This is a genomic window from Microcella sp. (genome assembly GCF_030645145.1).
Lineage (GTDB): Bacteria > Actinomycetota > Actinomycetes > Actinomycetales > Microbacteriaceae > Microcella.
Genome location: NZ_JAUSMI010000172.1, coordinates 1 through 26,580 on the forward strand (window position 1 = coordinate 1; position 26,580 = coordinate 26,580).

Below are 26,580 nucleotides of genomic sequence, written 5' to 3' on the forward strand. Positions count from 1 at the left end.
CATCTTCCCCAACCGCGACGCGATCATCCGCCTGGTCGGCGGCGTCCTGGCCGAGCAGACCGACGAGTGGGCCGAGGGGCGCCGCTACCTCGGGCTGGACGTTCTGGCCCGCTCCCGCATGCGCGTCCTGCCCGACACCGAGAGCGAGGTGGTCGCTGACACCTTCATCGCGCTCAGCGCATAAAGCGAAGGATCGGCCGTTACACCACTTCCAGGGACTTGACCCATCGAGCGCTTCTATGCCAAGGTGCAGCTCGATCCCGAGACGACGCAGGCGGTCTCGGCGATGATCCATGCCCGGTTCGACGAGATGATGGCCGAAGGAGCCGCCGAACTTGCCGACCTCGCGTCCCGGAGAACCCAACTCGAAGGCGAGCAGCAGAAGTTGCTGCAAGCCCACTACGCCGGAGCCATCCCGCTCGACCTGCTCAAGAAGGAGCAGGACCGGATCACCGCGTCGTTGGAGACCATCGAGCACCGGATCACCGCTCACCACGGCCACTATGCCGACGCGCGGGCGAACCTCGACGACTCGCTGAAACTGCTGTCCAACGCAGCCGACCTCTACGAGCACGCCGACGACGCGAACCGCCGACTGTGCAACCAAGCACTGTTCAGGGCGATCTACATCGACGAGGACAACGACGTGCGCGTCGGCTACCGGAACCCGTATGACGGACTGAGCCTCTCCGGCCTCCATGCCGACGCCCTGAGCTGGGCCGCCGAGGCGAAGAAAATGGGCCAGGCGCGAACCGCGACCAAGGGTGGCCCCTTGGTCGCAAGTTCACACCTGACCCGTTTGGGGTGAGTAACGGGACTTGAACCCGCGGCCCCCTGGACCACAACCAGGTGCTCTACCGACTGAGCTATACCCACCAGGCGTCGGCGCCGAGGCGCGACCGCTCAATGGTAGTACAGCCGGGCGGGTGCGCGCGCCAGGGTCGGTCGGGCCCGTGGCGGTCGCGGGGGAGCGTCAGCCGAGGCGCGGCGCCCAGCGCTCGACGACGCTCGCGGCGACCGCCTGAGCCTCCTCGCTCGTGGGGCCGGGCTCGGCGATGAAGCCGATGCGGCGGTAGTACTCGAGCTCGCGGATCGACTCGAGGATGTCGGCGAGCGCCCGGTGCCCGCCGTTCTTCGCGGGGGAGTTGAAGTACACGCGCGGGAACCAGCGACGCACGAGCTCCTTGATGCTCGAGACGTCGACCGAGCGGTAGTGCAGGTGCGCGTCGACGCGCGGCATGTCGCGGGCGAGGAAGGCGCGGTCGGTGCCGATCGTGTTGCCCGCGAGCGGCGCCTGCCCGGCCGTCGGCACGTGCTCGGCGATGTAGGCGAGCACGGCCTCCTCGGCCTCGTCGAGGCTCACGCCGTGCTCGAGCTCGGTCAGCAGGCCCGACGACTCGTGCATCTGCCGGACGAAGTCGCCCATGCTGACGAGCGCGCTCTCCGACGGCTTGATGACGATGGCGAAGCCCGGATGCACGGGCTCGAGGTCGTAGTCGGTGATGACCACGGCGACCTCGACGAGCTCGTCCTTCGACAGATCGAGACCCGTCATCTCGCAGTCGATCCAGACGAGTCGATCCGTTGCAGCGCTCACCCCCGGAGTCTAACGGCCAGCCCCGACGGCCTACGCTGGGCAGGTGCTGCTCGAGCTCTACACCTCCGCCTTCTGCGACCCGTGCCACCGTGCACGAGAGGTCGTCGCCGAGGCGCAGCGGCTCGTGCCCGCCCTCGTCGTCGACGAGCGGGATGTCGCGGCTCACGCCGAGCGCGCCGAGGAGCTCGGCATCACGAGCACCCCGACGACGATCATCCGCCGCGCCGACGGCACCGAGGTCGTCCGCGCCGCCGGAGTGCCGACGCTCGCGCGCCTGCTGACGGCGCTCGCGCAGGCCGCCGACTGAGCGAGGCCCTCCGCTACCCTGGAGACCGCCCGCCCTCGTAGCTCAATGGATAGAGCATCGGCCTTCTAATCCGGTGGTTGCAGGTTCGAGTCCTGCCGGGGGCACGCCATATTGTTCGCTACCGAACGGCCGTCGTTTCTCCGTAGACTCGGGGCACCGTCCGGCAAGGCCCACCAGGCCGAGCCGGTTCCCCCATCCACACGAAGGAGTGCGGTCGTGAGCGCGAAGCGTCCCGTCGATCTGTACGAGCTGCTGCCGCAGGTGATGACCGGCATCGACGGTCTCAAGGCGACGTACGGGACGTGGGATCAGCATCCCTCGACCCACGCCGACCCCGACAAGGTGCACGCCGTCCTCGGCGAGCTCATCGAGCGGCTCGACGACAACTACCCGTACTTCCACCCGCAGTACGCGGGCCAGATGCTCAAGCCGCCGCACCCCGTCGCGACCGCCGCCTACCTCGCGACGATGCAGCTCAACCCCAACAACCACTCGATCGATGCGAGCCGCGCGACGACCGCGATGGAGCACGAGGTGCTCGATCAGCTCGCGGCGATGTTCGACTACCCGAGCGACTACATGGGCCACCTCACCTGGAGCGGCACGACCGCGAACCTCGAGGCGCTCTGGATCAGCCGCGAGATCGCGCCAGGCAAGGCGATCGCCCACAGCGCGGATGCTCACTACACGCACTCCCGGATGGGCGAGGTGCTCGGCATCGACACCGTGGGCATCCCGACCGACGCGACCGGGCGCATGGAGCTCGAGGCGCTCGAGCGCGAGCTCGCGACCGGGCGCATCGGCGTCGTCGTCGCGACCCTCGGCACGACGGGCCTCGGCGCGGTCGACCCGCTCGCCGACATCATCCCGCTCGCGCGGCGGTACGGCGCGCGCATCCACGTCGACACCGCGTACGGCGGATTCTTCGCGATCATCGCCGACGAGCTCGCGCCGGAGACCGCGCGGCACTTCCGCGCGATCAAGGACGCCGACTCGGTTGTCGTCGACCCGCACAAGCACGGCCTGCAGCCCTACGGGTGCGGGGCGGTGCTCTTCAACGACCAGTCGATCCTGCGGTACTACCACCACGAGTCGCCGTACACCTACTTCGCGAGCACCGAGCGGCACTTCGGCGAGATCCAGCTCGAGTGCTCGCGCGCGGGCGCGAGCGCGGCGGCGCTGTGGGCGACCCTGCGGATCTTCCCCCTCACGAGGGAGGGGCTCGGGGGCATCGTGCTGCCCGGCTATCGCGCGGCGCAGCAGTGGCACGCGCTCATCGAGGAGTCGGACATCCTGCAGCCGTACCAGCGGCCCGAGATCGACATCATCACCTACCTGCCGCGCGTGCGTTCGATGGCCGAGCTCGACCGCACGAGCCACGCCATCTTCGAGATGGCCGCCGACACGGCGCGGCCGCAGCAGACGCACCTCGCGACGTACGTCGTGAAGCCCGAGCAGCTGCGTGTGCGCGGCATCGACCTCGTCGAGGATGCGCCGACGGGGCGGATCATGCGCAGCGTGCTCATGAAGCCCGAGCACGAGCCGCTCATCCCCGAGATGCACCACCACGTGTCGATGTGGTCGCGGCACGCGTACGCGGCGACGCACGACGGGGTCGTTCCCGCCGAGAGCGCCGAGGCGCCCGTCGGCTGAGCCGGCGGACGCCTCGAGGTCGTGAGAGCTGGTCGCTGAGCGCTAGTTCTCGTCCTGCGGGTCGATGCGATCGCGGACGTTCTGCGCGGGCATGGGCGGCGGCGCGCTGTCGTCTCCCGGCGTCGAGGGGCTGTCGCTGCCCCGGTGCTCGACGACGAACGCCTGCGTCGGCACGGGGTCGCTCTCGCGCGCGTCGATCTCGCCTCCGGGGCTCGACGTCGAGGACGTGAGCCGCGGCGCGAAGGGCGTCGAGACCACGAGGGGGGTTCCGGCGTTCGGGGGCGTCACGGGGGGCTCGTCGCTCGACATCGGGCCGACGGCCGATCGGCTCGGGGTCTCGGCGCGGGCGACGGTCGCCGTCGTGGTCGACGCCGAGGTCGCGCCCGTCGCCGCGGCGGGCACGGAGGTCGTCGACACGACGGGAGTCACCGCCGCCGACTCGCGCTCGGGCGTGTGCTCGGCCTCCCAGCGGGCCTGCTCGGCGACGAGCTGCTGCTCGGCCGGGTCGGCCTCGTACTTCCAGCGCTCGAGGTCGGCGCCGAAGATCTTCTTCGCCTGGCGCGGCTTCTCGCTCCACGCGATGAGTCGGTCGCGGTACTCGGCGAGGGTCTGCTGCGCCTGGAAGGAGAAGCCCGCGGAGTTCCGCTTCATGTCCTCCAGCTGGTGCGCGGCCCAGTTCGCCGCGAGCGCGGCGCCGGGCACGGGCAGCAGGCGGATGCGCGTCTCGGCCTCGCCGATGAGGTGGTCGACCTGCACGCGCTCGATCGTGCCGATCGCGTTCCAGCCGGCGGCCTTGCGGCCGGCGAGGACGAGCGCCTGCACCGCGGCGGTGAGGGCGTCGCGGTTGTACTGGGCGATCACCCGCTTCGTCGAGCCGCGACCGATGAGCCCCGCGATGATGCCGGAGACGAGGATCGCGATCGCCGGGATGATCGTGCTCGCGGTCACGCGCCGGCCCTCCGGCGAGCCGAGCCAGTCGAGGATGCCGTTAACCCATTCCATGGCCGCAGGCTACCCCCGGGCCGAGGCGGGCCTCGGATTCGCCACACCTGCGCCGAGCATCCGGACCGATCACCGCACGGTCGTGATGGGGCCCGTCGTGAGAGCGAGGTCGGCGTCGACGACCTTCCCGACGCGGGCCGTCTGGGCGAGGATGATGCCCGCGAGCACGACCGCGGCCCCGACGATCTGCACGAGGTCGAGGGTCTCGCCGAGCCACGCCCACGCGACGGCGAAGGCGAAGATGACCTCCGAGGAGGCGACGATGCCCGCCGCGGTCGCGGGCAGGTGGCGGAGCGCGGCGAGGCTCAGGAGGAACGGCGCGAAGGTGCCGAGGACGACGTTCCACAGCAGCGGCAGCCACATCGGCACCTCGAGCGAGCCGTGCACGCCGCCGAGGTCGACGGGGGCGGCGAAGACGCCCGGGTCGAGCTCCCACCAGCCGCTCACGAACGACCAGAAGACCGTCGCGATGAGCATCGTCCAGAACGAGACCGCGAGCGCCGAGGTCTTCGCGACCTGGCGCTCGCCGATGAGGAAGTAGAGCGCGAGGCAGACGGCGGCGGCGATGGCGAGGAGGACACCGAGCGCGTCGAGGGTGCTCGCCCATACGCGCGCGACGACGGCGAGACCCGCGAGAACGAGGACGATCGCGATCCATAGCCGGGTCTTCACCTGCTCCTTGAAGAAGAAGTAGGCGACGAGCGCGACCATGAGCACGGCGGTGTACTCCAGCAGCAGGGCGATGCCGACGGGCAGGCGCTGGACGGCCGCGGCGTAGGTCGCCTGCAGCAGCGCGACGCCGACGATGCCGAGAACGATCATGACCGGCCACTGGCGACGGGGGAGGCGGAAGGCGGCGCGGTCGAGCGCGAGCAGGACGAGGCCGGCGACGATCGCGGTTCCGAGCAGTCGGAACTGCGTGACCTGGGCGGGGCTCAGCCCGGCCTCCATGGTGATCTTCGTGACGCTGCCGTTCGCGCCGAACAGCACTGCCGCCGCGAGGGCGAGGAGGTAGCCCACTCAGCTCCTCGAGCCGGTGCCGTGCACGGCGTAGGGCTCGATCGCCGCGATCTCGTCGGCGGTCAGCGCGTCGCCGTTCAGTGCGTCGAGGCTGTCGTCGAGCTGGCGGACGCTGCTCGCGCCGATGAGCGCGCTCGTCACCTGCGGGTGGCGCAGCACCCAGAGGAGGGCGAGCTGAGCGAGCGACTGGCCGCGCGCCTCGGCGATCGCGTTGAGCGCGCGCGCCCGCTCGAGGTAGGCGTCGTCGATGTTGTCCTCGCTGATCCAGCGGCCCTCCGAGGCGCGCGAGCCCGCGGGCACGCCGTCGAGGTACCGGTTCGTGAGCAGACCCTGCGCGAGCGGCGAGAAGACGATGCTGCCGATGCCCGTCTCGGTGAGGGCGTCGAGCAGCCCCTCCTCCATGCGGCGGTCGAACATGTTGTAGCGAGGCTGGTGGATGAGCAGCGGCACGCCGAGCTCGCCGAGGATCCGGTGCGCCTCGCGCGTCTGCGCGGCGTCGTAGTTCGAGATGCCCGCGTAGAGCGCCTTGCCGCTCTGCACCGCGGTCGCCAGGGCGCCCATGGTCTCCTCGAGCGGCGTCTCGGGGTCGGGGCGGTGGCTGTAGAAGATGTCGACGTAGTCGAGACCCATCCGCGTGAGGCTCTGGTCGAGCGAGCTCAGCAGGTACTTGCGCGAGCCCCACTCGCCGTAGGGGCCGGGCCACATGTAGTAGCCGGCCTTGGTCGAGATGATGAGCTCGTCGCGGTACGGCAGGAAGTCGTCGTGGAGGATCCGCCCGAAGTTGGACTCGGCGGTGCCGTCGGGCGGGCCGTAGTTGTTGGCGAGGTCGAAGTGCGTCACGCCGCGGTCGAACGCGCGGCGCAGGATGGCCCGCTGCGTCTCGATCGGGCGGTCGTCGCCGAAGTTGTTCCAGAGCCCGAGCGAGATGCGGGGCAGCTTCAGTCCGCTCCGGCCCACGCGGGCGTACTCGAGCTGCTCGTAGCGGTCGTCGGCGGCGATGTGCGGCATGCCGTCACTCTACTGGCCGGGCTCGGCTCATCGAACCGATTCGATCGGCGCGGATGCTCGGCTCGCGCCGCGCGCGCCCGCCTACGATGGCGGCATGCGAACCTTCCATCTCGCCGGCGGCTGCTTCTGGTGCCTCGACGCCGTCTACCGCGTGCTCGACGGCGTCCACGACGTCGTCTCCGGCTACACCGGCGGCACCGTCGCGAACCCCTCGTACGAGGCCGTCTGCACCGGCACGACGGGCCACGCGGAAGCGGTCAGGGTCGTCTTCGACCCGGCGGTCATCCCGGCCGACGTCATCCTCGAGGTGTTCTTCACCCTCCACGACCCGCGCCAGCTCAACCGTCAGGGCAACGACGTCGGCACGCAGTACCGCTCGGCGATGTACTACGCCGATGAGGAGGAGAAGGCGCTCTTCGAGGCCGCGCGCGATCGTGCCGACGGCTACTGGGAGGGCGGCATCGTGACCGAGATCACGCCGCTCGGCGAGTGGTTCGACGCCGAGGAGTACCACCAGGACTTCTTCGCGAAGAACCCGGGTCAGGGCTACTGCCTCGCCGTGGCGCTGCCGAAGGTCAACAAAATCCGCTCCTCGTACGCGCCGTACATCCGGGCCTCCTGAGCGCGGGCCCGGAAGGGCTCGACACCGGCCCTCGCGAGGCGTAGCGTCGGCGGCGCACGGCGCGAGCGCGCCGCTCGGAAGGAGCTCGACGATGAGCATGACCACCGGAACGCAGACCTGGGTCGCCTCCGGCCCCGCCGGCACCGTCGGATCGATCCACCGCGACGGCGAGGGCTTCCTCGTGCGCGTGCGGATGGAGAGCGAGGCCCGCGGCCCCTACCCCACGCTCGAGGCGGCGAAGCGCGCCCTCCACGCGACCCTCGGCCCCGGCGCCGAGCGGCCCGACTTCCGCGAGCACTAGCCAGAGCGCGCCTCCATCGATCCGGCCCGACTGGTCGGCCTCCGCTCGTCCACATGGAGGGCGGGGCGCTCCTCCATGCACCGGTGGCGCCGCTGCCCGTCGGCGGAGCCTCCCGTCGCGCATCCTCGTCGCGGGCGCCGGCGCTCTCCGGCACGAACCGCCGGCGCCCACCTGACACCGATTCGTCTGGAGGACGCCATGACCGACACCATCACCCTCACGGGGCTCGTCGCCACGACCCCGCGCCACATCGTCACGAGCGAGGGGCTCTCGATCACCTCGTTCCGGCTCGCGAGCAATCAGCGCCGCTACGACCGCGCCAAGGCGGCGTGGGTCGACGGAGACACGAACTGGTACACCGTGACGAGCTTCCGCCAGCTCGGCACCCACGTCGCGAGCTCGGTCCACAAGGGCGAGCGCGTCATCGTCTCCGGGCGGGTGCGCATCCGCGACTGGGAGAGCGGCGAGAAGAATGGCACGACGATCGAGATCGACGCCGAGGCGGTCGGCCACGACCTGACATGGGGCCGCGCGAGCTTCACGCGCAGCGTCATCGTCGGCCGCAGCTCCGACGATCGGGTGACGGATGCTCCGCAGGAGCAGCCCGACCCCGTCGACGTGCCCGATGACGCGTCGTCGCTCGAGCCGCGCGAGCCGGCGGACGCCCCGTTCTGAGCCCTCGGCTGCGCGGCGGCTCAGCGGACGCGGATGCCGCCGCGCTGCCAGAGCGTGACCGCGGCGACCCGCGGGTTGGCGTTCTCGCTCGTGTCGAGGCCGAGCGCCGTGAAGAGTCGGGCGAGCATCGTCTCGACCGCGCGCACGGTCGTTCCCCGGTGCTCGGCGAGCGCGCGCGTCGACGCCCCCTCTGCGAGGAGCCGAAGGACGTCGGCCTGCGCAGCGGTGACAGACGGAACATCGGCGTCGCCGATGTGCACGTCGTCGTCCGTCTGCCCGCTGATGGAGCGGTGCACGGCGTCGATGAGATCGTCGATCGCGCCGAGCTGCGACTTCACGAGGTAGACCACGCCCGAAGGGATGCGCCCGGGGTTCGGGACGGCGAGCTCCGGAGAGCGGTGCGAGGTGAGCACGACCAGGCCCACCCAGGGGTAGTCCTCCGCGACGGCGCTCAGCAGATCCGCGCCGGACTCGGCTGATCCGAAGTTCAGATCGGTGATGAGGGCGTGCGGGTCGGTGTCGCCGACGGCCGTGAGCGCCTCGGCGACCGAGGATGCCGTGACGACGGCGAAGCCGCGCGCGCTCAGACCTCCGGACACCAGGGAGACTGTGAAGGCGTCATCGTCGGCCACGACGACGCGCATCGACTTGGGCTCGGTCGTCATCGCGACTCCTCGCTCGGGTGGGACGAACCGTTCTGTTCATCGTGCTCCCGAGCCGCGCCGCCGTCAAGAACATCCCGGATCGTCGTCAGGAGCAGGCTCGTCGTGTACGGCTTGGGCAGGAACGCGGCCACGCCCATGCCGGCGCTGCGGGCGGCTCCACCGGCCGACGTGAGGCCGCTCGCGGCGATGACCGGGATCCCGGGGTGGTGCTCCTCCAGGTACGCCGTCGTCGCCGCGCCGTCCATCACCGGCATCATCATGTCCGTCAGCACCAGGTCGACGGAGGCTCCGGGCGCCTCGACGAGCGCGATCGCGTCGCGGCCGTTCTCGGCGACGAGCGTCCGGTACTCGTAGCTCTGGAGCGTGCGCGCCGTGATGAGCCGGATGGTCGGGTCGTCGTCGACCACGAGGATGAGTTCGCCGTGACCTCTCGGCAGGGTCCGCGTCGGCACCCGGGGCTCTGCGGGGGAGGAGTCGTCGCCGATCGCGATCGGCAGGATCACCGAGAAGCGCGTCCCGCGCTCCGGCTCGCTGTAGACCCGGATCGTGCCGCCGTGGCTCTGGACGATTGCGAGCGAGCTCGCGAGTCCGAGGCCGGTTCCCTTCCCGACCGACTTCGTCGTGTAGAACGGCTCGAAGATCTTCTCCGCGGTCTGCGGCGTCATGCCGTGCCCGGTGTCGACGACGTCGATGATGATGTGCGCTCCCGGTTCGACCTGGAAGGCCTCCGTCGAGAACGAGTCCTCGAGGATGAGCGTCGACGCCGTCACCCGCAGCTCGCCGCCGTCCGGCATCGCGTCACGAGCGTTCGTGACGAGATTCATGAGCACCTGGATGAGCTGAGTCGGGTCGCCGAGTGCGTGGGGGAGTCCGTCGTCGACCTCCGCCGTGAACCGGATCGCCCCCGGGAGCGCATCCGCCGCGAACCGCTGAAGCTCGACGAGGAGCGCATCGATCGCGACGCGGTCGCGGCGACCCTCGACGCCGCGAGCGAAGGCGAGAACCTGCCTGATCATGTCGGCTCCGCGCTTGGACGCTGACTCCATCGTGCTCAGCAGCTCGAGCCGGTCGGGGTCGGTCTCCGTCGACTCGAGCAGCTGGATCGACATCAGGATGGGCGTGAGCACGTTGTTGAGGTCGTGGGCGATGCCCCCGGCGAAGGTGCCGAGGCTCTCCATGCGCGTGGCGCGCGTGCGCAGGTTCTCCTCGCGCCGCCACGCCGTCACGTCGGTGTCGACCGAGAAGATCCGGTCCGGTGCTCCGTCCTCGCCGGGCAGCAGCTGCCAGCAGCAGTCGATGATGAGGGATCGGCCGTCGCGCGTCGTGCAGTGCAGCTCCTCCGACCAGTAGCCCTCGCGCAGGGTGACGGCGAGGCCCTGCTCGAAGACCTCATCGGCGACGCAGATCAGGTCGCGCACCTGCCCGCCGATCGCATCGTCCGCCGTCACGCCGTACAGCGTCTCCGCCGACCTGTTCCAGTAGTGGATGACGCCGTCGAGCGAGCGCACGATGATCGCGTCTCGGGAGGCGTCGATGAGCGCAGCCTGGTCGGCGATCCTCCGCTGGGCCTTCACCATCTCGTGCCGCGCCCGCTCGTCCTCCGTCACGTCGCGGATGTAGAGCGCGATGCCCGTGGCGGTCGGGTACGCGGTCACATCGAAGAAGCGTCCCTTGGCGGGTCCGGTGCCCGCTGTGCGCACGGTCGTGCGGATCTGCTCGCGCGCCGTGCGCTGGTAGGCGACCTCGAGCTCCGTGTCGGCGAGTTCGGGGAAGCTCTCCCAGAGGCTGTGCCCCTCGATCTCCGAGAACGGTCGGCCGATGAGCTCCTCGGCCCGGTCGTTCGCGTACACGAGCCGCCACTCGTCGTCGAGGAGGATCAGGCCGTCGCTCAGCGAGTTGAGGGTGAGATCCAGCCGCTGCTGCAGCGCGGCCGCTCTCTCTCTCTCGGCCGTCGCCTCCGTCACATCCCAGATCGCTCCGTGCGCGGCGACGATGGCGCCGGCGGCGTCGGTCGTCGGTCGTCCGAGCACCTTGACGATGCGGGTCCTGCCATCCGCCGTCGTGACGAGGAGGTCGAGGTCGATCGTCTCCCCGCTCTCGAAGCACGCGTCGACCGCGCGCGCTATCGCGTCCGCGTTCCCCGGGGCGAAGAGCGCGGAAGCGTGTTCGAAGGGGAGCGCGGGCTCGCCGTCGGTGCCGAGGATCCGCTGCGACTCGGGGCTCAGCGTCAGCATGCTGGAGTCGCGGTCGAGGGACCAGCCGCCGGAGGAGGCGAGCTCGCCCGCGATCCGAAGCAGCTCATCCGCCTGCTGCTTCGCGCGCTCGCGCTCCTCCACCTCGGCGATCGCGAAGGCGTAGACGAGCACGGCGATCACTTCGCCGTCGACCGCCACGGGGCTGTAGGTCAATTCCGCGCGGCCGACTCCGTCGGGACGACCGACGGTCCGGAAGCGGCAGGTCTCGCCCTCGAGCGCGCGGGAGAAGTGGTCGTCGATGATCGGGCGATCCACGTCCGCCGCCCACTGCGTGTAGAGGGAGCCGATGACGGCGTCGCGAGGGATGCCGCCGCGCGCCTCGAGAGCCGCCGTGGCACCGAGGACGGTGCCGGAGCGGCCCACGAGGAGGAGGGGGTCGGGGTAGCCGGCGGCGAGCGTCTCGAGGGCGCTCGCGAGTGCGAGAGCGCGGCCGTCGACGTGCTCAGCCGGCACCCGCGTCGCTCCCGTCCGGTGCGTGGGGGAGGAGGGAGCGGACGATGCGCGTGAACTCGCCGAGCTCCACGGGCTTGCGGGCGAACCCGTGGACGCGGTCGAGCAGGGCGGGAGCATCCTCGCCGCTCAGGAGGAGGACGCGCGGAGCGGATGCGCGCGCGGACAGCGCGTCCAGGCTCTCGGCGGCGGTGCCGCCCGGCATGTTCAGGTCGAGGATGACGAGGTCGATCTCGACGGCGGCGTCCAGCCCGACGACCTCGGCCGTCGTGCGGGCCTCCAGGACGGCGCAGCCCATGCCGGAGAGCGCCATGCGCAGCACGGTCCGGACCAAAGGATCGTCGTCGGCGACCAGGACCGTGGCAGGGGAACCTCCGGGGGCTGCCATGTGCTCAGTGTATGGCGAGGGCTCCTCGGCTAGGCCCCTCCGTTCGGGGGGCGGCCCTCCGCGAGAAGAGACAGATCGTGCGACGCGGCGGCGAGGTGCTCGAGCACCTGCTCGGTGATCGAGGCGAGCGCGCCGGGGGCCGTGTCGTCGGCCGAGAAGAACGACAGCGCCATGACGCACGCGGCGATGCGACCCTGCACGGGCCCGTGCATGAGCTCGCTCAGCCGATGCCGCTCCAGTTCGAGCGCCGACTCGTTCTCGGCCACCAGGCGGTCGATGCGGCCGTGGACCTCCCGGATGGTCCGTTCGTCGTCCTCGTTCGCGCGCGCGATCACGATGCTCGCGATCACCACGGTGCACGCGGCGAGCAGACCCCCGCCGAGCACCGGGAGCATGATCGCGCCGTGCCAGGTGATCGGATCGATCCCGCTGTGCAGAATCACCCACGAGGTCGCGACGATCGCGGATCCCGCCGCGGCGAGCGTCACGCTCGACGCGCGTACGCGTCGGAAGAGCGGCCACGACTCGCAGACCGTCATGACGCTCCCGAGGACGACGCCGCCGACGACGGTCGCGAGCACGATCTCGACCGCGGCGAGCTCGCCGAAGATCCGTGCTCCGTCGGGGAGCATGATCGCCAGCGTCTGCATCGTCACGACGCCGGCCGTCAGCCAGGGGCGCACGAGGTGCACGTCGAAGACCTCGCGCAGCGATGCGCGGCGCGATACCGCAGAGGGCCGTGCTGCCGGGTTCGTCGACTCGACGAGATCCGCGGTCTCGTCGTGGAGGCTCGACATCCGCATGCTGATCTCGACGAACGCGGCGCGATCGAGGTCCTGACGGACGGTGACGAGCCGCTCGCGCAGATCGTCGAGCACGGGGGCGACCGACCGGCGGATGGTGCGGGCCAGTCGTGCCCGGATCGCCTCTCCCGACTCCGCCGCGGCGGTCACCGCGGCGTCGAGCGAGCGCTTCGCGGCCTCGAGCTCGCCGATCAGCGCGCGGCGCCGGTCGATCTGGGCGATGCCGTACACGAGCGCGGGCCCCCAGGCGAGAGTCATCACGATCCAGGTTGCGGCTCGGAAGACGAGGTCGCCGGGGACTCCGGCGACGGTCTCGGCGACGGCGCTCCCCACGAAGGCTCTCGCGAGCGACGACGCCCCCCACAGCGCGGCGACGAGTGCGACGGGCAGCATCGGCCGCCACCTGCGGGCGAGGATGCCGCCACCGACGATGATGACGCCCGCGATGACGTGCTGCACGGTCGCCGAGAGCAGCGGCCACCACCAGTCGGGGTAGGGCGTCGTGGATTCCCGGATCATGATGATCGCGGTGGTCGGCGGGTAGAAGGCGAGCCAGAGCAGCCAGTGGGTGGCCCAGCGACCGCCGAGCGCCTCCCGCAGCGTCACGCCGTCTCCGATTCGTCGGGTGCTCAGCGCAGGGGCCACGTGGCCATCCTGCACCAGTCGCAGAAATGAGAAGCGGCCGCCCCAGCTCAACCCGAATGAGCCGGGGACGGCCGCAGTGTCACTCGGCTCCCTCACCCGACCCGAACGGGCGAGTGAACCGGTTGCGGTAGGCGGCCCCCCGGGAGTCCCCCGACTCCCAACCGCTGTCCTTGCACTGATAGTGCTCCGTCCTGCGGCCGGGCGCAAACATGCTCGTCGCGCGGTGTTCGGATTCCGAACGCACGGTCTACCGGGCCCAGGATCCAGGCGGGAACCGGTCATCGGGCCGACGCCCGTAGACTCGTTGCGGTCGGCCTCCTGGCCGCCGGAAAGGGCGGGTCGGATGCGGGCGAGCACGAGACGGGCATCCGCCCTCATCGTCGCCGCCGCCGCGATCGCGGCCCTCGTCGCCGGATGCACGCCGTCGCCCGGCCCCTCCGGCGCACCGCCCTCGAGCGCGGCTCCCGGGCCCTCGGCGTCGACGCCCGCCGAGCCCGCGCCCACCCAGGAGCCCGCCCCGACGTTCGACCCCGCCGCCGCGGCCGAGACCAATCTGCCCGTCGTCGAGTCGGCCCTCTCACCGCTCGTCTCGGCGGGCGGGATCCCCGCGGGCCGCAGCGTCGTCGACGCGCTCACCGGCGCCGGGATCCCGCTCAGCGAGCTGCAGGTGACGCCCGACCGCACCGCCATCGGGCTCCCCGTGGACGCGCTGCTCTTCTCCGTCCGATCGGGCGATTCCTGCGTCCTCGGGCAGTTCGACGGCGACGGCTTCACGACGACGACGGCCCCCGCGCTGGCCTCCGGCGCGTGCCTGGTGGGAGCGACGGCCTCTCTAGACTGAGGGCATGGCCGAATTCGTTTACTCCATGGTCCGCGCCCGCAAGGCGGTCGGCGACAAGCTCATCCTCGATGACGTCACGATGTCGTTCTTCCCCGGCGCCAAGATCGGCATGGTCGGCCCCAACGGCGCCGGCAAGTCGACGATCATCAAGATCATGGCCGGTCTCGACCAGCCCTCGAACGGTGAGGCCCGCCTGAGCCCCGGCTACTCGGTCGGCATCCTGATGCAGGAGCCCGAGCTCGACGAGTCGAAGACCGTCCTCGAGAACGTTCAGGACGGCGTGCGCGACCTCCACGACAAGGTTGTGCGCTTCAACGAGATCTCGCTCGCGATGGCCGACCCCGACGCCGACTTCGACGCGCTGCTGGCTGAGATGGGCACGCTGCAGGAGGACATCGACGCGCAGAACGGCTGGGATCTCGACAGCCAGCTCGAGCAGGCGATGGATGCCCTGCGCTGCCCGCCCGGTGACGAGATGGTCACGCACCTCTCCGGCGGTGAGAAGCGCCGAGTCGCGCTCTGCAAGCTCCTCCTCGAGAAGCCCGACCTTCTGCTTCTCGACGAGCCCACCAACCACCTCGACGCCGAGAGCGTGCAGTGGCTCGAGCAGCACCTGCAGAAGTACCCGGGCGCCGTCATCGCCATCACCCACGACCGGTACTTCCTCGACCACGTCGCCGAGTGGATCGCCGAGGTCGACCGCGGGCGCCTCTACCCGTACGAGGGCAACTACTCGACCTACCTCGAGAAGAAGGCCGCCCGCCTGCAGGTGCAGGGCAAGAAGGACGCCAAGCTCGCCAAGCGCCTCGAGAGCGAGCTCGAGTGGGTGCGCAGCAACGCCAAGGGCCGCCAGGCGAAGTCAAAGGCCCGCCTCGCCCGCTATGAGGAGATGGCGTCGGAGGCGGAGAAGACGCGCAAGCTCGACTTCGAGGAGATCGTCATCCCCGTCGGCCCGCGACTCGGCGCCCAGGTCATCGAGGCCTCGAAGCTCACGAAGGGCTTCGGTGATCGCGTGCTCATCGACGGGCTGAGCTTCACGCTGCCGCGCAACGGCATCGTCGGAATCATCGGCCCGAACGGCGTCGGCAAGACGACGCTCTTCAAGACGATCGTCGGACTCGAGCCCCTCGACGGCGGCTCGCTCAAGATCGGCGAGACGGTCGACATCTCGTACGTCGACCAGAGCCGCGGCGGCATCGACCCGAACAAGACGCTGTGGGAGGTCGTGAGCGACGGCCTCGACTACATCCAGGTCGGCAAGACCGAGATCCCCTCCCGCGCCTACGTCTCGCAGTTCGGCTTCAAGGGCCCCGACCAGCAGAAGAAGGCCGGCGTGCTCTCGGGCGGCGAGCGGAACCGCCTCAACCTCGCGCTCACGCTCAAGCAGGGCGGCAACCTGCTCCTGCTCGACGAGCCCACGAACGACCTCGACGTCGAGACTCTGGGCAGCCTCGAGAACGCGCTGCTCGAGTTCCCCGGCTGCGCCGTGGTCATCACGCACGACCGCTGGTTCCTCGACCGCATCGCCACGCACATCCTCGCCTGGGAGGGCACGGAGGAGAACCCGAGCTACTGGCACTGGTTCGAGGGCAACTTCGAGTCGTACGAGGCGAACAAGATCGAGCGCCTCGGCCCCGACGCCGCGAAGCCGCACCGCTCGACCTACCGCAAGCTCACGCGCGACTGAGCACGGCCCCGCGGCGAACGGCCCGATCGGGCCGAGAACGGAGCGACTCGTGAACGGAATGCACTACCGGATCCGGCGGGTCCTCGACTCGTTCTGGTTCGTCCCCGGGGTCGGGCTCGTGCTCGCGCTGCTCGTCGCCGAGGCGCTCGTCGCCCTCGAGCCGGCGCTTCCGAGCACGGTCGGCGACGTCATCCCCACGGTCGGACCGGACGGCAGTCGCGGGCTCCTGAGCGCGATCGCGACGTCGATGCTCGCCGCCGCGGCGACAACGTTCTCGATCACGATCGCGGTGCTCACGCTGACCTCGTCGGCCTACGGCCCGCGTCTCGTGCGCAGCCTCATGGCCGACCGCGGCAACCAGGTCGTCCTCGCCCTGCTCGTGTCGACCTCGCTCTTCGCGATGCTCGTGGTCCGCCACGTGCGCGCGGGCGACGACTCCGAGTTCGTGCCGCACCTCGCGGTCAACGTCGCGATCGTGCTGGCCGTCATCTCGATCGTGGCGCTCGTGTACTTCATCCATCACATCAGCGCGAGCATCCAGATCTCGCGCCTCGCGACGGGGGTGCGCGACCAGCTCATCACCCTCCTCGACGAGCTCTACCCGGAGCAGGCCCCGACGCGGCGGGCTCCCGCAGCCCGATGGCCGGCGATCGATGAGGGCGCGGATGTCCGTGCCGGTACGAGCGGCTACGTCGCGAGCATCGACCACGGGCACCTCGTCGCGGCGGCGGTCGAGGCCGGGGCGCGCGTCGAGCTGCTGGTCCGACCGGGCACGCTCGTGTGCGCGGGGGATCCGATCGCGCGCGTCACCGCCGCGCCCGCGCCGTCGACCCGCCCGGAGGGCGCCGCGAGACTGGACGCGGCCGTGATCGCGGCGGTCTCGATCGACGACGAGCGCACCCCGGTGCAGGACGCCGAGCACCTCGTCCGCCAGCTCGTCGACGTCGCAGCCCGGGCGCTCAGCCCCGGGGTCAACGATCCGATCACCGCGCTCACGGCGATCGACGCGCTCACGATCGCCATGGCGAGCGCGGCCGGGCGCCCCGATCCGCGCGGAGTGCTCCTCGACGACGACGGCGCTCCCCGCGTGCTCCTCGCCCCGCGGGAGCTCTCCGTGCTCGTCGTCGACGCCGTCGACCTCGTCCGTCAGTACGTCGCGGACCAGCCGCTCGTCGCCCACCGCCTGCTCGACCTGCTCGAGCGGCTCCTCGCGCGGGAGGGCGCATCCGACCGCGCCGTCTCCTATCGCGCGGCCGCGGACCGCGTCGTGCGCTCCGCGGTCGGACCGGGCACGCTCGCGGAGGACGGCGCCGCGCTCGAGCGCCGACGCGACGCGATCGTGGCGGGAGGAGCCGCATGACCCGCATCCACGTCCCCATCGCCCTGCGCTGGAGCGACCTCGACGCGTACGGGCACGTCAACAACGCCCGCATGCTCACGCTCCTGGAGGAGGCGCGCATCGAGGTGTTCTGGCGCGGCCGCGGAGCCTCGGCGACGCCGCTGCCGGAGCTGCACATCGACGAGGGGGCGCAGAGCCTGATCGCGCGCCAGGAGGTCGAGTACCTCGCGCAGATCCCGCACCTCCGCGACCCGCTCGACGTGCAGCTCTGGATCGGCGCGCTCGGCGGAGCGAGCCTCGACGTCTGCTACGAGGTGTGCTCGCCCGAGGGCGCCGAGCCGCACGTCGTATTCGCCCGCGCGATGTCGACGCTCGTCCTCGTCGACCAGGAGAGCGGCCGGCCGCGCCGGATCAGCGATCGCGAGCGCGCGCTGTGGGCGCCGTACATCGAGGAGCCCGTGGCGTTCCGGCGCCGCAGCTAGGCCGCAGGTCGGGGTGAGTTCCCGGGCTGTCAGGTCGCGGGAGCGAGCACCCAGAGCACTTCGCACCCCTCGCTCGTCGAGGCGTTGCGCCAGGTGTGGGGGTCGCGACCGCGGAAGGTCATCGAGTCGCCCGTGCCGAGCTCGTGCTCGTCGTCGCCGAGCATGATCGTGAGGCGGCCGGCGAGCACGTAGACGAACTCGACGTCGCAGTCGAGGCTGTAGAGGTCGTCGCCCGCGGTGCCGCCCGGCTCGATGATCGAGCGGATGACCTCGACGTCGGTCTGGGTGCCGGGAGTGAGAAGGGCCTCCTCGGCGCCCTCGCCGCCGAAGTTGATGGGCGCGCCCTGCCCGGCGCGCACGATCTGCGAGGGCGGCGGCTCGAACAGCTCGCCGACCTTGAGCCCGACGGCCTCGCAGATCGCCACGAGCGAGGCGACCGAGGGCGAGACCTGATCGCGCTCGAGCTTGCTCACGAACCCCTGGCTGATGCCGGCGGCGGCGCCGACCGCCTCGAGGGTGAGTCCGCGGGCGAGGCGCGCCGCTCGCAGGCGGGCGCCGATCTTCACGTCGCTCGTCATGCCTCTATCCTGGGCCATTTCCGCCGAGCCCGCCGTCGATGTCAGTCGTGCTCGATCGCGACCGCGCGCACGGGTGCGCCGTCGGCGGCCTCGAGCTTGAGCGGCATGACCGAGATGAGCGGATGCTCGCTCACGATCGCGTCGAGATTCGTCAGGTTCTCGATGATGACGCCTCCGACCTCGGCGATGAGGTGATGGCACGGGAACCCGACGCCGGCGTGCGCGTCGTCGGGCGTCTCATCGAGGTTGACGGCGTCGATGCCGATCGTGCGGATGCCCCGCTCGAGCAGCAGCGCGCACGCCTCGGCCTCGAGGTACGGGTGGTCGAAGTAAGCGGCCGTGCCGTAGCGGGTGCTCCATCCGGTGCGGAGGAGCACGATGCGCCCGGGCTGCAGTCGGTCGACGACAGGGGCGAGGTGCGCGGTCGTGATGCGGCCGCGAGGGCCCGCATCACGGGCATCCACGATCACGCCCTCGCCGATGAAGCGCTCGAGGGGCACTGCGTCGATGCGGGGAGTGGCGTCGTCGAAGTGGAAGGGCGCGTCCACGTGCGTGCCGCTCTGCGACCCCATCGTGACGGCGAGCAGGTTGAAGCCGTCGCGCGCGATCGTGCTGTGCGGAGTGAGCGAGACGACGGGGTCGCCGGGGTAGACCTGCGTGTCGGCGGAGAGCGTGACGGAGAGATCGACGACACGATTTATCTTCATGGGAAAGAACTTTTGCACACCAGGCATATCGCGGTCTATATTCGGGCCAGAACTGCACGTCCACCCCGAAGAGAAGGAACCTTCATGACGGACAACAGAGTCGTTGTCGATCATTCCGACGTCAGCCTCAACGCTCGGCCTCGCGCGACCGAGGTCGAGCAGCGCGGTATCGACACCGTGCCCGACGCCGACCGCACCTCGACGTGGGTCGACCTCATGCGCATCCAGTTCGGCGGCGCCAACACCTTCGCGACCGTGCTCCTCGGCACGTTCCCGATCGTGCTCGGCCTGTCGTTCTGGCAGGCGGTCGGCGCGGTCCTTCTCGGCCTCGCGGCGGGCATCCTCGTCCTCATGCCCATGGGGCTCTTCGGGCCCAAGACCGGCACGAACAACGCCGTGTCCTCCGGCGCGTTCTTCGGCGTCCGCGGCCGCGTCGTCGGCTCGTTCCTCTCGCTCCTGACGGCGGTCGCGTTCTACTCGATCTCGGTCTGGGTCGGCGGCGACGCCCTCGTCGGCGCGCTGAACCGCCTGCTCGGCGTGCCCGACTCGGTCGGCCTCCGCACCGTCATCTACGGCCTCATCGGCCTCATCGTCATCGTGGTCGTCGTCTACGGCTACCAGTTCATGCTGCTCATCAACAAGACCGCGGTCATCGCGAACTCGGTGCTGTTCCTGCTCGCGATCGTCGCGTTCTCGGGCACGTTCGACGCCGGCTACGACCCCGGCCCCGACGCCTACGCGCTCGGCGGCTTCTGGCCGACGTTCGTGCTCTCGGCGCTCATCGTGATGTCGAACCCCGTCTCGTTCGGCGCGTTCCTCGGCGACTGGTCGCGGTACATCCCCGCGTCGACGCCGCCGCGCAAGCTCTTCGCGGCGACGGCGCTCGGCCAGGGCCTCACGGTCATCCCGTTCCTCTTCGGCGTCGCGACCGCGACGCTCGTCGCCGGCGAGGCCGACTACGTCTTCGCGCTCATCCAGGAGTCGCCGCTCTGGTACGCGGTGCTGCTCATGGCGGTCGCGTTCATCGGCGGCCTGTCGACGGGCTCGACCTCGCTGTACGGCACGGGCCTCGACTTCTCGTCGGTCTTCCCGCGCTTCAGCCGCGTGCAGGCGACGATCTTCATCGGCGTCATCGCGTTCCTGTTCATCCTGCTCGGCCGACTCTTCTTCGACCTGCTGGGCGCCGTGAACGCCTTCGTCGGCGCGATCATCGTGACGACCACGCCGTGGATGATCATCATGGCGATCGGCTACTTCGTCCGTCGCGGCTCGTTCGACCGCTCCGACCTCCAGGTGTTCAACCGCGGCGAGACCGGCGGCCGCTACTGGTTCTCGAGCGGCATCAATTGGCGCGGCATGGTCGCATGGGTCGTCTCGGCCGTCCTCGGCCTGCTGTTCGCCTACTTCCCGCCCGTCATCGAGGGCCCGCTGAGCGGCGTCGCCGGCGGCGTCGACCTGAGCCTCATCGTCGCGATCGTCTCGGCCGCGGTGCTCTACATCGGCGCCCTCGTGCTCTTCCCGGAGCCGACCTACGTGTTCCCGCCCGATGGGCCGCGCGTCGTCCGCGAGCAGAGTGCGCCGCTCACGCCCATCGAGACCGACCACCGCTCGGGGGCGGCGAAGGCCGCGGCGCGCCGCGCCGGCTGACGAGGAGGCCCGGGGCGGCCCCGCAGACCGCCCCGGGCCTCCTGCCCGCTCGCCACGGGCATCCCGAATCGACGCACCCCAGGAGGACACCGTGGAGCAGCGCACGCCCCGCGTCACCGAGAACGGCAACATCGGCCAGGTCGACGCGACCCGGGTGCCCCGCTACGGGGGCGCCGCGACCTTCGCGCGCCTCCCGCGGTGGGACGAGCTCGACCGCGCCGACGTGGTCGTGCTCGGCGTGCCCTTCGACACCGGGGTGAGCTACCGGCCGGGTGCGAGGTTCGGGCCGTCGCACATCCGCGAGTCGTCGCGCCTGCTACGGCCGTACAACCCCGCCCAGGATGCGAAGCCGTTCGCGATACAGCAGGTCGTCGACGGCGGGGACATCGGCGTGAACCCCTTCGACATCGACGAGGCGCTCGCGACGATCGAAGCGGAGGCGACGCGCGTGCTCGACTCGGGCTCGCAGCTGCTCACGCTCGGCGGCGACCACACGATCGCCCTGCCGCTGCTGCGCGCGATGCACGCGAAGCACGGCCCGATCGCGGTCGTGCACTTCGACGCGCACCTCGACACGTGGGACACCTACTTCGGCGCCGACTACACGCACGGTACGCCGTTCCGCCGCGCGTCGGAGGAGGGGCTGCTCGCGCAGGACTCGTGCCTCCACGTCGGGATCCGTGGGCCGCTCTACACGGCCGACGATCTCACGGAGGACGGCGACCTGGGCTTCCAGATCGTGCATGCGACCGAGATGGATGCCCTCGGGGCTCCCGGCGTCATCGAGCGGATGAAGGCGCGCGTCGGTGATCGCCCGGTCTACGTCTCAATCGACATCGACGTGCTCGATCCCGCGTTCGCGCCCGGAACCGGCACGCCGGAGGCGGGCGGCTTCACGAGCCGCGAGCTGCTCGCGGTGCTGCGGGGCTTCGCCGACGTCGATCTCGTCGGCGCTGACATCGTCGAGGTCGCGCCTGCGTACGACCACGCGCAGATCACGGGCATCGCGGCGGCGCACGTCGCCTACGAGCTGCTCACCGTGATGGCCCGGCGTCGGAGCGCGTCGTGAGCGCCACGGCTGCGCCCGACGAGGCCGTCGTCGCTGCCGTGCTCGCGGCCGCCGACGCGATCGTCGACGACTTCGGGCATCACCGCACCGAGGCATACTTCGCCGGATTCGCGGAGGACGCCACCTTCGTCTTCCACACCGCCGACCGTCGGCTCGAGAGCCGCGCCGAGTACGAGGCGCTGTGGGCGCAGTGGGAGCGCGAGGACGGCTTCCGAGTCCACGCCTGCCGCTCGAGCGATCAGCGCGTGCAGCTGCTCGGCGACACAGCGATCTTCACCCACTCGGTCGACTCGCGCATCGAGCTCGGCGGCTCGGTCGACGAGGTGACCGAGCGCGAGACGATCGTCTTCGCGCTGCGTGACGGCCGCTGGATCGCCGTGCACGAGCACCTCTCGCCGCGCGGCTGACGCCGGGCATCCGCCGCCCCGATCACTCGCTCGGGATGCGGACCATGCCCTCCTGCGCGACGCTCGCGACGAGCACGCCGTCGCGCGTGAAGATGCGCCCCATGGACAGACCGCGGCCGCCGATCGCGTTGGGCGACTCCTGCACGTAGCAGAGCCACTCGTCGACGCGCGCCGACCGGTGCCACCACATCGCGTGGTCGAGGCTCGCCATCTTCAGGCCCGGCGTCGCCCACGACTGCCCGTGCCTGCGCAGGATCGGCTCGAGGATCGAGTAGTCGCTCGCGTAGGCGAGGGCCGCGCGGTGCAGGTTCTCGTCGTCGGGCAGGGGCGCGAGCGCGCGCAGCCACACGGCCTGGTGCGCGACGTGCTCGCGGTCGCCGCCGAAGTACAGGTGGCCGGGCGCGTGCCGCAGGTCGAAGGGGCGCTCGTTCGCCCAGAACCGCGCGACGGGGTGATCGAGCTGGTCGAGCACCTCCTTCGTGCTCGGCAGGTCCTCCGGCTGGGGGATGCCCTCGGGCATCGTCGCCTGATGCTCGAGCCCCGGGTCGTCGTCCTGGAAGGACGCGATCATCGACAGGATGGGCACGCCGTTCTGGTACGCCTGCGTGCGCCTGGTCGAGAACGAGCGGCCGTCGTGGATGCGGTCGACCGAGAACGTGATCGGCTGCGCGACGTCGCCGGGCCGCAGGAAGTAGCCGTGCATCGAGTGGATGCTCCGCTCGCCCTCCACGGTGCGGATCGCCGCGAGCACCGACTGCGCCATGACCTGCCCGCCGAAGACTCGGCCCTGCGGCATCCACTGGCTCGGGGCGGTGAAGATGTCCTCCGTCGTGCGCGCCCCCGTGTCGGCGAGGTCGAGCGCGCGCAGCATCGCGGCGACGGGATCGTGGGCGGGCTCGGCGGCGGATTCGGGGGTGGGCGCGTCGGTCACGCCCGTAGTCTAGGGAGCGATGTCGAGCATCCTCACCCTCCCCGACGCGCCCGCCGCGCATGACCTGCAGGTGCTCCTCGGCCGCGCCGCGCGACTCGATGAGAACGCGGCGGTGCGGCTCATCCTCGACGGGGGAGTCCTCGCTGTCTACGTGAGCGTGCTGCACCCGCGGGGCCTGCTCGATCGCGGGCCGACCGTGCTCGGGCTGCGGACGCTCGCCGCCGAGGGCGGCCCGTTCGACGAGGTCGTGCCGATCAGATCGCTGCTCGCGCGAACGGATGCTGCGGTCGCCGCCGCGACGGACGGCCCCGTCGCGATCGCCCTCCCGACCCCCGTGGCCACGGTCGTCTGGGCGGCGATCTCGCCGCCCAGGGGCGGGTGGCAGGCGATGCAGCCCCTCGACCCGGCCGTCTTCGACGCGGCCGCCCGCGCGGGCATCGACGAGGTCGCGACGGCGGTGCCCGATGGGCTCGGCTCCGACCTCGTGCACCGCGTGCGCACCGAAGTGTGGGGGCGGCCGCTCGACGGCCTCGATCACGTCCCGGCCGGGGCGGCGTTCGCCGCGCTGAGCCTCGGGTTCCTCGGGGACGACGCGATCGCGCAGTTCGCCTCGGGCTCGTGGCTGCGGTTCTCGACCCAGCGCGGGCACGTGCTCGTCAAGCAGGCGGGCTGGTCGCTCGGGCGCTGACGCCCGCCCGCTGAGCCCCGCCCGCTCATCGGCGGGTCGCCCTTGTCTTCCCGGCCCGCGCTGGCTACGGTCGAGGCAACTCGGGGCAACGGTGCCCCGGTCAGTCATGCGGCCCACCGGCCGACGGCTGTGAGGATCGACCGCCCTCGGCTCACCCGCACGAGGAGCGGCGGATCGGAGATGCGATGCGAACCACTGTGTCCGAAACGCGAATCGAGGCGGAGCTTCCGAGCCCGCCCGATGAGCTCGTGCAGCTGCTCGACCCGGAGGGTCGACGCCTGACGGACCCGCTCTACGATCCCTACGTCGCCGATGTCACCGACGACGACCTCATGGCACTCTACGAAGACCTCGTCGTCGTCCGCCGCATCGACGTCGAGGCCACGGCCCTCCAGCGCCAGGGGCAGCTCGGGCTCTGGCCGCCGCTGCTCGGCCAGGAGGCCGCTCAGGTCGGCTCGGCCCGCGCGCTGCGCGCCGATGACTTCGTGTTCTCCAGCTACCGCGAGAACGCCGTCGCGTACTGCCGCGGCGTCGAGCTGCCGCAGCTCGTCGAGGTGTGGCGCGGCACGGCCCAGGCCGGCTGGAACCCCTACGCCGTCAACATGGCGACTCCGCAGATCGTCATCGGCGCTCAGACGCTGCACGCGGTCGGCTATGCGGTCGGCTGCCGGCACGACGGCGTCGACACTGCGACCGTGACGTACTTCGGCGACGGCGCGACGACGCAGGGCGACGTCAACGAGGCGATGGTCTTCGCCGCGTCCTTCGGCGCGCCGGTGGTCTTCTTCTGCCAGTACAACCAGGGGGCGATCTCCGAGCCGGTGGGGCTGCAGGCGCAGCGACCGATCGCCGAGCGGGCTCCGGGCTTCGGCATTCCGAGCATCCGCGTCGACGGCAACGACGTGCTCGCCGTGCTCGCGGCGACCCGCCGAGCGCTCGAGCGGGCGCACCGTGGCGACGGTCCGACCTTCATCGAGGCGGTCACCTACCGGATGGGCCCGCACACGACCTCCGACGACCCGAGCCGGTACGTCGACCCCGAGCAGAAGGCCGCGTGGGCGGCGAAGGATCCGATCGCGCGCGTGGAGGCGCACCTGCGGGAACGGGGCGTGCTCACCGAGGCGCGCGCCGCATCCGTCGCCGCGAAGGCGGACGAGGTCGCGGCCGCGTTCCGCGCCGGTTGCCTCGCCCTGCCGAATCCCGCACCGCTGTCGGTCTTCGATCACGTGTACGCCGAGCCGCATGCCGGCGTGGCGCGGCAGCGGTCGCAGCAGGCGGCCTACCTGCGCAGCATCGGCGAGGAGGGGGGCGAATGACCGAGCTCACTCTCGCGAAGGCCGTCAACTCGGGGCTTCGCCGCGCACTCGCCGACGACGACCGCGTCGTCCTCCTCGGCGAGGACATCGGCCAGCTCGGCGGCGTCTTCCGCGTCACCGACGGCCTCCAGCGCGAATTCGGCACCGACCGCGTCATGGACATGCCGCTCGCGGAATCCGGCATCATCGGCATGGCGATCGGGCTCGCGTACCGCGGATTCCGGCCCGTGTGCGAGATCCAGTTCGACGGCTTCATCTACCCCGCGTTCGACCAGATCGTCGCGCAGGTCGCGAAGCTGCACTACCGGACGCGCGGCGCCGTGCGCATGCCGATCACGATCCGCGTGCCGTTCGGCGGCGGCATCGGGGCGGTCGAGCACCACTCCGAGTCGCCCGAGGCGTACTTCGCGCACACCGCGGGGCTGCGCGTCGTGACGTGCTCGACGCCGCAGGACGCGCACACGATGATCCGCCAGGCGATCGCGTGCGACGACCCCGTGCTCTTCTTCGAGCCCAAGCGCCGCTACTGGACGAAGGGCGAGGTCGACGAGGATGCCGACTTCCCGTTCGACAGGGCGCGCGTCGTGCTCGAGGGCACCGACGTGACGATCGTCGCCTACGGTCCGCTCGTCGCGACGGCGATCGACGCCGCGATCGCCGCGAGCGACGACGGCATCTCGATCGAGGTGATCGACCTCCGCTCGCTCTCGCCCCTCGACCTCGACACGGTCGAGGCGAGCGTGCGGAAGACCGGGCGGCTCGTCATCACGCACGAGGCCGCGCAGTTCGGCGGGCTCGGCGCCGAGATCGCCGCGAGCATCACCGACCGTTGCTTCCTGCACCTCGAGGCGGCGCCCGCGCGCGTCACGGGCTTCGACACCCCCTACCCGAGCGCCCGGGCCGAGGAGCACTTCCTCCCCGACCTCGACCGCATCCTCGACGCCGTCGACCGCGTTCTCGGCCGCCAGAACGCCCTCACCGGATGGAGCGCCTCATGACCGTCCACGAGTTCCGCCTCCCCGACCTCGGAGAGGGCCTCACCGAGAGCGAGATCGTCGAGTGGCACGTCGCCGTCGGCGATCGCGTGACCCTCAACCAGACGCTCGCCGACGTCGAGACGGCGAAGGCGATCGTGCAGCTGCCGTCGCCGTTCGCGGGCATCGTCGCCGCCCTCCACGCCGAGCCGGGGACGACCGTCCAGGTGGGCGCCCCGATCGTCTCGATCGACGTGGCGGCGGATGCTCCGCTCGCGTCGAGCGCCGGTGACGCGTCGCCCGCCGCCGAGGCCCCCGCGGCGCAGGCCGCACCCGCCGCTGACGCCGCGCCCGCGGTATCTGCTCCCGAGGCGACCGAGTCCGAGGCGTCCTCCGCCGCCGAGGTCGCCGAGCCCGCCGCTGAGCGGCAGTCGGTGCTCGTCGGCTACGGCCCCGCCGTCGAGTCAGGGCGCCGCCCGAAGCGCAAGTCGCGCAGCCTCCCCGAACGACCGGCCGACCGCCC

General features: G+C 71.1%; 28 protein-coding genes, 2 tRNA genes and 1 pseudogene. 19 read left to right on the forward strand and 12 right to left on the reverse strand.

Annotated features, from left to right (window positions below; translation table 11 throughout):
• Together Q7T15_RS11920 and Q7T15_RS11925 are read left to right on the forward strand one after the other, a co-directional pair.
• Positions 1-184: pseudogene (locus Q7T15_RS11920) on the forward strand (IS256 family transposase); the annotation flags it as partial.
• 63 nt (positions 185-247) lie between these two features.
• The gene (locus Q7T15_RS11925) at positions 248-808 is read left to right on the forward strand and encodes a hypothetical protein (RefSeq protein ID WP_304696484.1); all 561 of its coding nucleotides are present in this window, start codon (positions 248-250) and stop codon (positions 806-808) included.
• Here the strand turns inward: Q7T15_RS11925 and Q7T15_RS11930 are convergent.
• Both Q7T15_RS11930 and orn read right to left on the reverse strand, forming a co-directional pair.
• A tRNA-His gene (locus Q7T15_RS11930) sits at positions 801-876 on the reverse strand. The genes Q7T15_RS11925 and Q7T15_RS11930 overlap by 8 nt on opposite strands.
• 97 nt (positions 877-973) lie before the next feature.
• Positions 974-1,597, reverse strand: coding sequence for an oligoribonuclease (gene orn / locus Q7T15_RS11935; protein WP_304696485.1), 624 nt, complete (start codon positions 1,595-1,597; stop codon positions 974-976).
• 43 nt (positions 1,598-1,640) lie between these two features.
• On the opposite strand from orn, the gene Q7T15_RS11940 reads away from it, so the two are divergent.
• From Q7T15_RS11940 to Q7T15_RS11950, 3 genes are all read left to right on the forward strand, one after another.
• The gene (locus tag Q7T15_RS11940) at positions 1,641-1,904 is read left to right on the forward strand and encodes a thioredoxin family protein (protein ID WP_304696486.1); all 264 of its coding nucleotides are present in this window, start codon (positions 1,641-1,643) and stop codon (positions 1,902-1,904) included.
• Between the two features lie 31 nt (positions 1,905-1,935).
• Positions 1,936-2,008, forward strand: a tRNA-Arg gene (locus Q7T15_RS11945).
• A gap of 112 nt (positions 2,009-2,120) precedes the next feature.
• The gene (locus Q7T15_RS11950; protein ID WP_304696487.1) at positions 2,121-3,557 is read left to right on the forward strand and encodes an aminotransferase class V-fold PLP-dependent enzyme; all 1,437 of its coding nucleotides are present in this window, start codon (positions 2,121-2,123) and stop codon (positions 3,555-3,557) included.
• 42 nt (positions 3,558-3,599) lie between these two features.
• On the opposite strand, the gene Q7T15_RS11955 is transcribed toward Q7T15_RS11950, so the two are convergent.
• From Q7T15_RS11955 to Q7T15_RS11965, 3 genes are all read right to left on the reverse strand, one after another.
• Complete coding sequence (locus Q7T15_RS11955) at positions 3,600-4,559, reverse strand: hypothetical protein (protein ID WP_304696488.1); 960 nt, start codon at positions 4,557-4,559, stop codon at positions 3,600-3,602.
• Positions 4,560-4,628: 69 nt separating this feature from the next.
• Complete coding sequence (locus Q7T15_RS11960; RefSeq protein WP_304696489.1) at positions 4,629-5,579, reverse strand: DMT family transporter; 951 nt, start codon at positions 5,577-5,579, stop codon at positions 4,629-4,631.
• A complete protein-coding gene (locus Q7T15_RS11965) occupies positions 5,580-6,587 on the reverse strand; it encodes an aldo/keto reductase (RefSeq protein WP_304696490.1) in 1,008 nt (335 codons plus the stop codon). It lies immediately after the preceding gene.
• Between the two features lie 94 nt (positions 6,588-6,681).
• Here Q7T15_RS11965 and msrA point away from each other — a divergent pair, with 94 nt between their 5' ends.
• From msrA to Q7T15_RS11980, 3 genes are all read left to right on the forward strand, one after another.
• Positions 6,682-7,209, forward strand: a complete 528-nt coding sequence (msrA, locus tag Q7T15_RS11970) for a peptide-methionine (S)-S-oxide reductase MsrA (RefSeq protein WP_304696491.1) — start codon at positions 6,682-6,684, stop codon at positions 7,207-7,209.
• Between the two features lie 91 nt (positions 7,210-7,300).
• Positions 7,301-7,510 (forward strand): methyltransferase, encoded by a 210-nt coding sequence (locus Q7T15_RS11975; protein WP_304696492.1) that lies wholly within the window; start codon positions 7,301-7,303, stop codon positions 7,508-7,510.
• A gap of 198 nt (positions 7,511-7,708) precedes the next feature.
• Entirely contained in the window at positions 7,709-8,185 is a 477-nt protein-coding gene (locus tag Q7T15_RS11980; protein ID WP_304696493.1) for a single-stranded DNA-binding protein, read from the forward strand.
• 20 nt (positions 8,186-8,205) lie between these two features.
• Here the strand turns inward: Q7T15_RS11980 and Q7T15_RS11985 are convergent, their stop codons facing one another.
• From Q7T15_RS11985 to Q7T15_RS12000, 4 genes are read right to left on the reverse strand one after another with little or no spacing between them, the layout of a single operon-like run.
• Positions 8,206-8,850: a response regulator gene (locus Q7T15_RS11985; RefSeq protein ID WP_304696494.1), complete on the reverse strand. Its 645-nt coding sequence runs from the start codon at positions 8,848-8,850 to the stop codon at positions 8,206-8,208.
• Complete coding sequence (locus Q7T15_RS11990; RefSeq protein ID WP_304696495.1) at positions 8,847-11,558, reverse strand: PAS domain-containing protein; 2,712 nt, start codon at positions 11,556-11,558, stop codon at positions 8,847-8,849. Before Q7T15_RS11990 ends, Q7T15_RS11985 begins: the two co-directional genes overlap by 4 nt.
• Positions 11,548-11,943, reverse strand: a complete 396-nt coding sequence (locus Q7T15_RS11995; RefSeq protein ID WP_304696496.1) for a response regulator — start codon at positions 11,941-11,943, stop codon at positions 11,548-11,550. Before Q7T15_RS11995 ends, Q7T15_RS11990 begins: the two co-directional genes overlap by 11 nt.
• A 29-nt stretch (positions 11,944-11,972) precedes the next feature.
• Positions 11,973-13,391, reverse strand: coding sequence for a hypothetical protein (locus tag Q7T15_RS12000; RefSeq protein ID WP_304696497.1), 1,419 nt, complete (start codon positions 13,389-13,391; stop codon positions 11,973-11,975).
• Between the two features lie 343 nt (positions 13,392-13,734).
• On the opposite strand from Q7T15_RS12000, the gene Q7T15_RS12005 reads away from it, so the two are divergent.
• The 4 genes from Q7T15_RS12005 to Q7T15_RS12020 are packed head-to-tail and all read left to right on the forward strand — an operon-like array spanning position 13,735 to position 17,740.
• Positions 13,735-14,232 (forward strand): hypothetical protein, encoded by a 498-nt coding sequence (locus Q7T15_RS12005; protein ID WP_304696498.1) that lies wholly within the window; start codon positions 13,735-13,737, stop codon positions 14,230-14,232.
• Positions 14,233-14,236: 4 nt separating this feature from the next.
• Positions 14,237-15,919 carry an energy-dependent translational throttle protein EttA gene (gene ettA / locus Q7T15_RS12010; protein ID WP_304696499.1) on the forward strand — a complete coding sequence of 561 codons (1,683 nt, stop codon included), beginning with the start codon at positions 14,237-14,239 and terminating at the stop codon, positions 15,917-15,919.
• 58 nt (positions 15,920-15,977) lie between these two features.
• Complete coding sequence (locus tag Q7T15_RS12015) at positions 15,978-17,279, forward strand: DUF2254 domain-containing protein (RefSeq protein ID WP_304696510.1); 1,302 nt, start codon at positions 15,978-15,980, stop codon at positions 17,277-17,279.
• Positions 17,276-17,740 carry a thioesterase family protein gene (locus Q7T15_RS12020; RefSeq protein WP_304696500.1) on the forward strand — a complete coding sequence of 155 codons (465 nt, stop codon included), beginning with the start codon at positions 17,276-17,278 and terminating at the stop codon, positions 17,738-17,740. Before Q7T15_RS12015 ends, Q7T15_RS12020 begins: the two co-directional genes overlap by 4 nt.
• Positions 17,741-17,769: 29 nt before the next feature.
• Here the strand turns inward: Q7T15_RS12020 and Q7T15_RS12025 are convergent, their stop codons facing one another.
• Both Q7T15_RS12025 and Q7T15_RS12030 read right to left on the reverse strand, forming a co-directional pair.
• Positions 17,770-18,318 carry a helix-turn-helix domain-containing protein gene (locus tag Q7T15_RS12025; RefSeq protein WP_304696501.1) on the reverse strand — a complete coding sequence of 183 codons (549 nt, stop codon included), beginning with the start codon at positions 18,316-18,318 and terminating at the stop codon, positions 17,770-17,772.
• Positions 18,319-18,359: 41 nt separating this feature from the next.
• The gene (locus Q7T15_RS12030) at positions 18,360-19,025 is read right to left on the reverse strand and encodes a cyclase family protein (protein ID WP_304696502.1); all 666 of its coding nucleotides are present in this window, start codon (positions 19,023-19,025) and stop codon (positions 18,360-18,362) included.
• A gap of 84 nt (positions 19,026-19,109) precedes the next feature.
• Between Q7T15_RS12030 and Q7T15_RS12035 the strand changes: the two genes are divergently transcribed.
• From Q7T15_RS12035 to Q7T15_RS12045, 3 genes are all read left to right on the forward strand, one after another.
• Positions 19,110-20,672, forward strand: coding sequence for a cytosine permease (locus Q7T15_RS12035; protein WP_304696503.1), 1,563 nt, complete (start codon positions 19,110-19,112; stop codon positions 20,670-20,672).
• Between the two features lie 91 nt (positions 20,673-20,763).
• Entirely contained in the window at positions 20,764-21,741 is a 978-nt protein-coding gene (speB, locus tag Q7T15_RS12040) for an agmatinase (RefSeq protein ID WP_304696504.1), read from the forward strand.
• Complete coding sequence (locus Q7T15_RS12045; RefSeq protein WP_304696505.1) at positions 21,738-22,148, forward strand: nuclear transport factor 2 family protein; 411 nt, start codon at positions 21,738-21,740, stop codon at positions 22,146-22,148. Before speB ends, Q7T15_RS12045 begins: the two co-directional genes overlap by 4 nt.
• A 22-nt stretch (positions 22,149-22,170) precedes the next feature.
• Here the strand turns inward: Q7T15_RS12045 and Q7T15_RS12050 are convergent, their stop codons facing one another.
• Complete coding sequence (locus Q7T15_RS12050) at positions 22,171-23,019, reverse strand: acyl-CoA thioesterase II (RefSeq protein WP_304696511.1); 849 nt, start codon at positions 23,017-23,019, stop codon at positions 22,171-22,173.
• Positions 23,020-23,098: 79 nt separating this feature from the next.
• Between Q7T15_RS12050 and Q7T15_RS12055 the strand changes: the two genes are divergently transcribed.
• The 4 genes from Q7T15_RS12055 to Q7T15_RS12070 all read left to right on the forward strand — a co-directional run.
• Complete coding sequence (locus Q7T15_RS12055) at positions 23,099-23,767, forward strand: hypothetical protein (RefSeq protein ID WP_304696506.1); 669 nt, start codon at positions 23,099-23,101, stop codon at positions 23,765-23,767.
• Positions 23,768-23,952: 185 nt separating this feature from the next.
• Positions 23,953-25,083 (forward strand): pyruvate dehydrogenase (acetyl-transferring) E1 component subunit alpha, encoded by a 1,131-nt coding sequence (gene pdhA / locus Q7T15_RS12060; RefSeq protein WP_304696507.1) that lies wholly within the window; start codon positions 23,953-23,955, stop codon positions 25,081-25,083.
• On the forward strand, positions 25,080-26,081 hold the full coding sequence (locus Q7T15_RS12065) for an alpha-ketoacid dehydrogenase subunit beta (RefSeq protein ID WP_304696508.1): 1,002 nt from the start codon (positions 25,080-25,082) through the stop codon (positions 26,079-26,081). The genes pdhA and Q7T15_RS12065 overlap by 4 nt, the downstream gene beginning before the upstream one ends.
• Positions 26,078-26,580 (forward strand): biotin/lipoyl-containing protein (locus tag Q7T15_RS12070; RefSeq protein WP_304696509.1); only part of this gene is annotated, 503 nt, incomplete at its 3' end. The genes Q7T15_RS12065 and Q7T15_RS12070, both read left to right, overlap by 4 nt.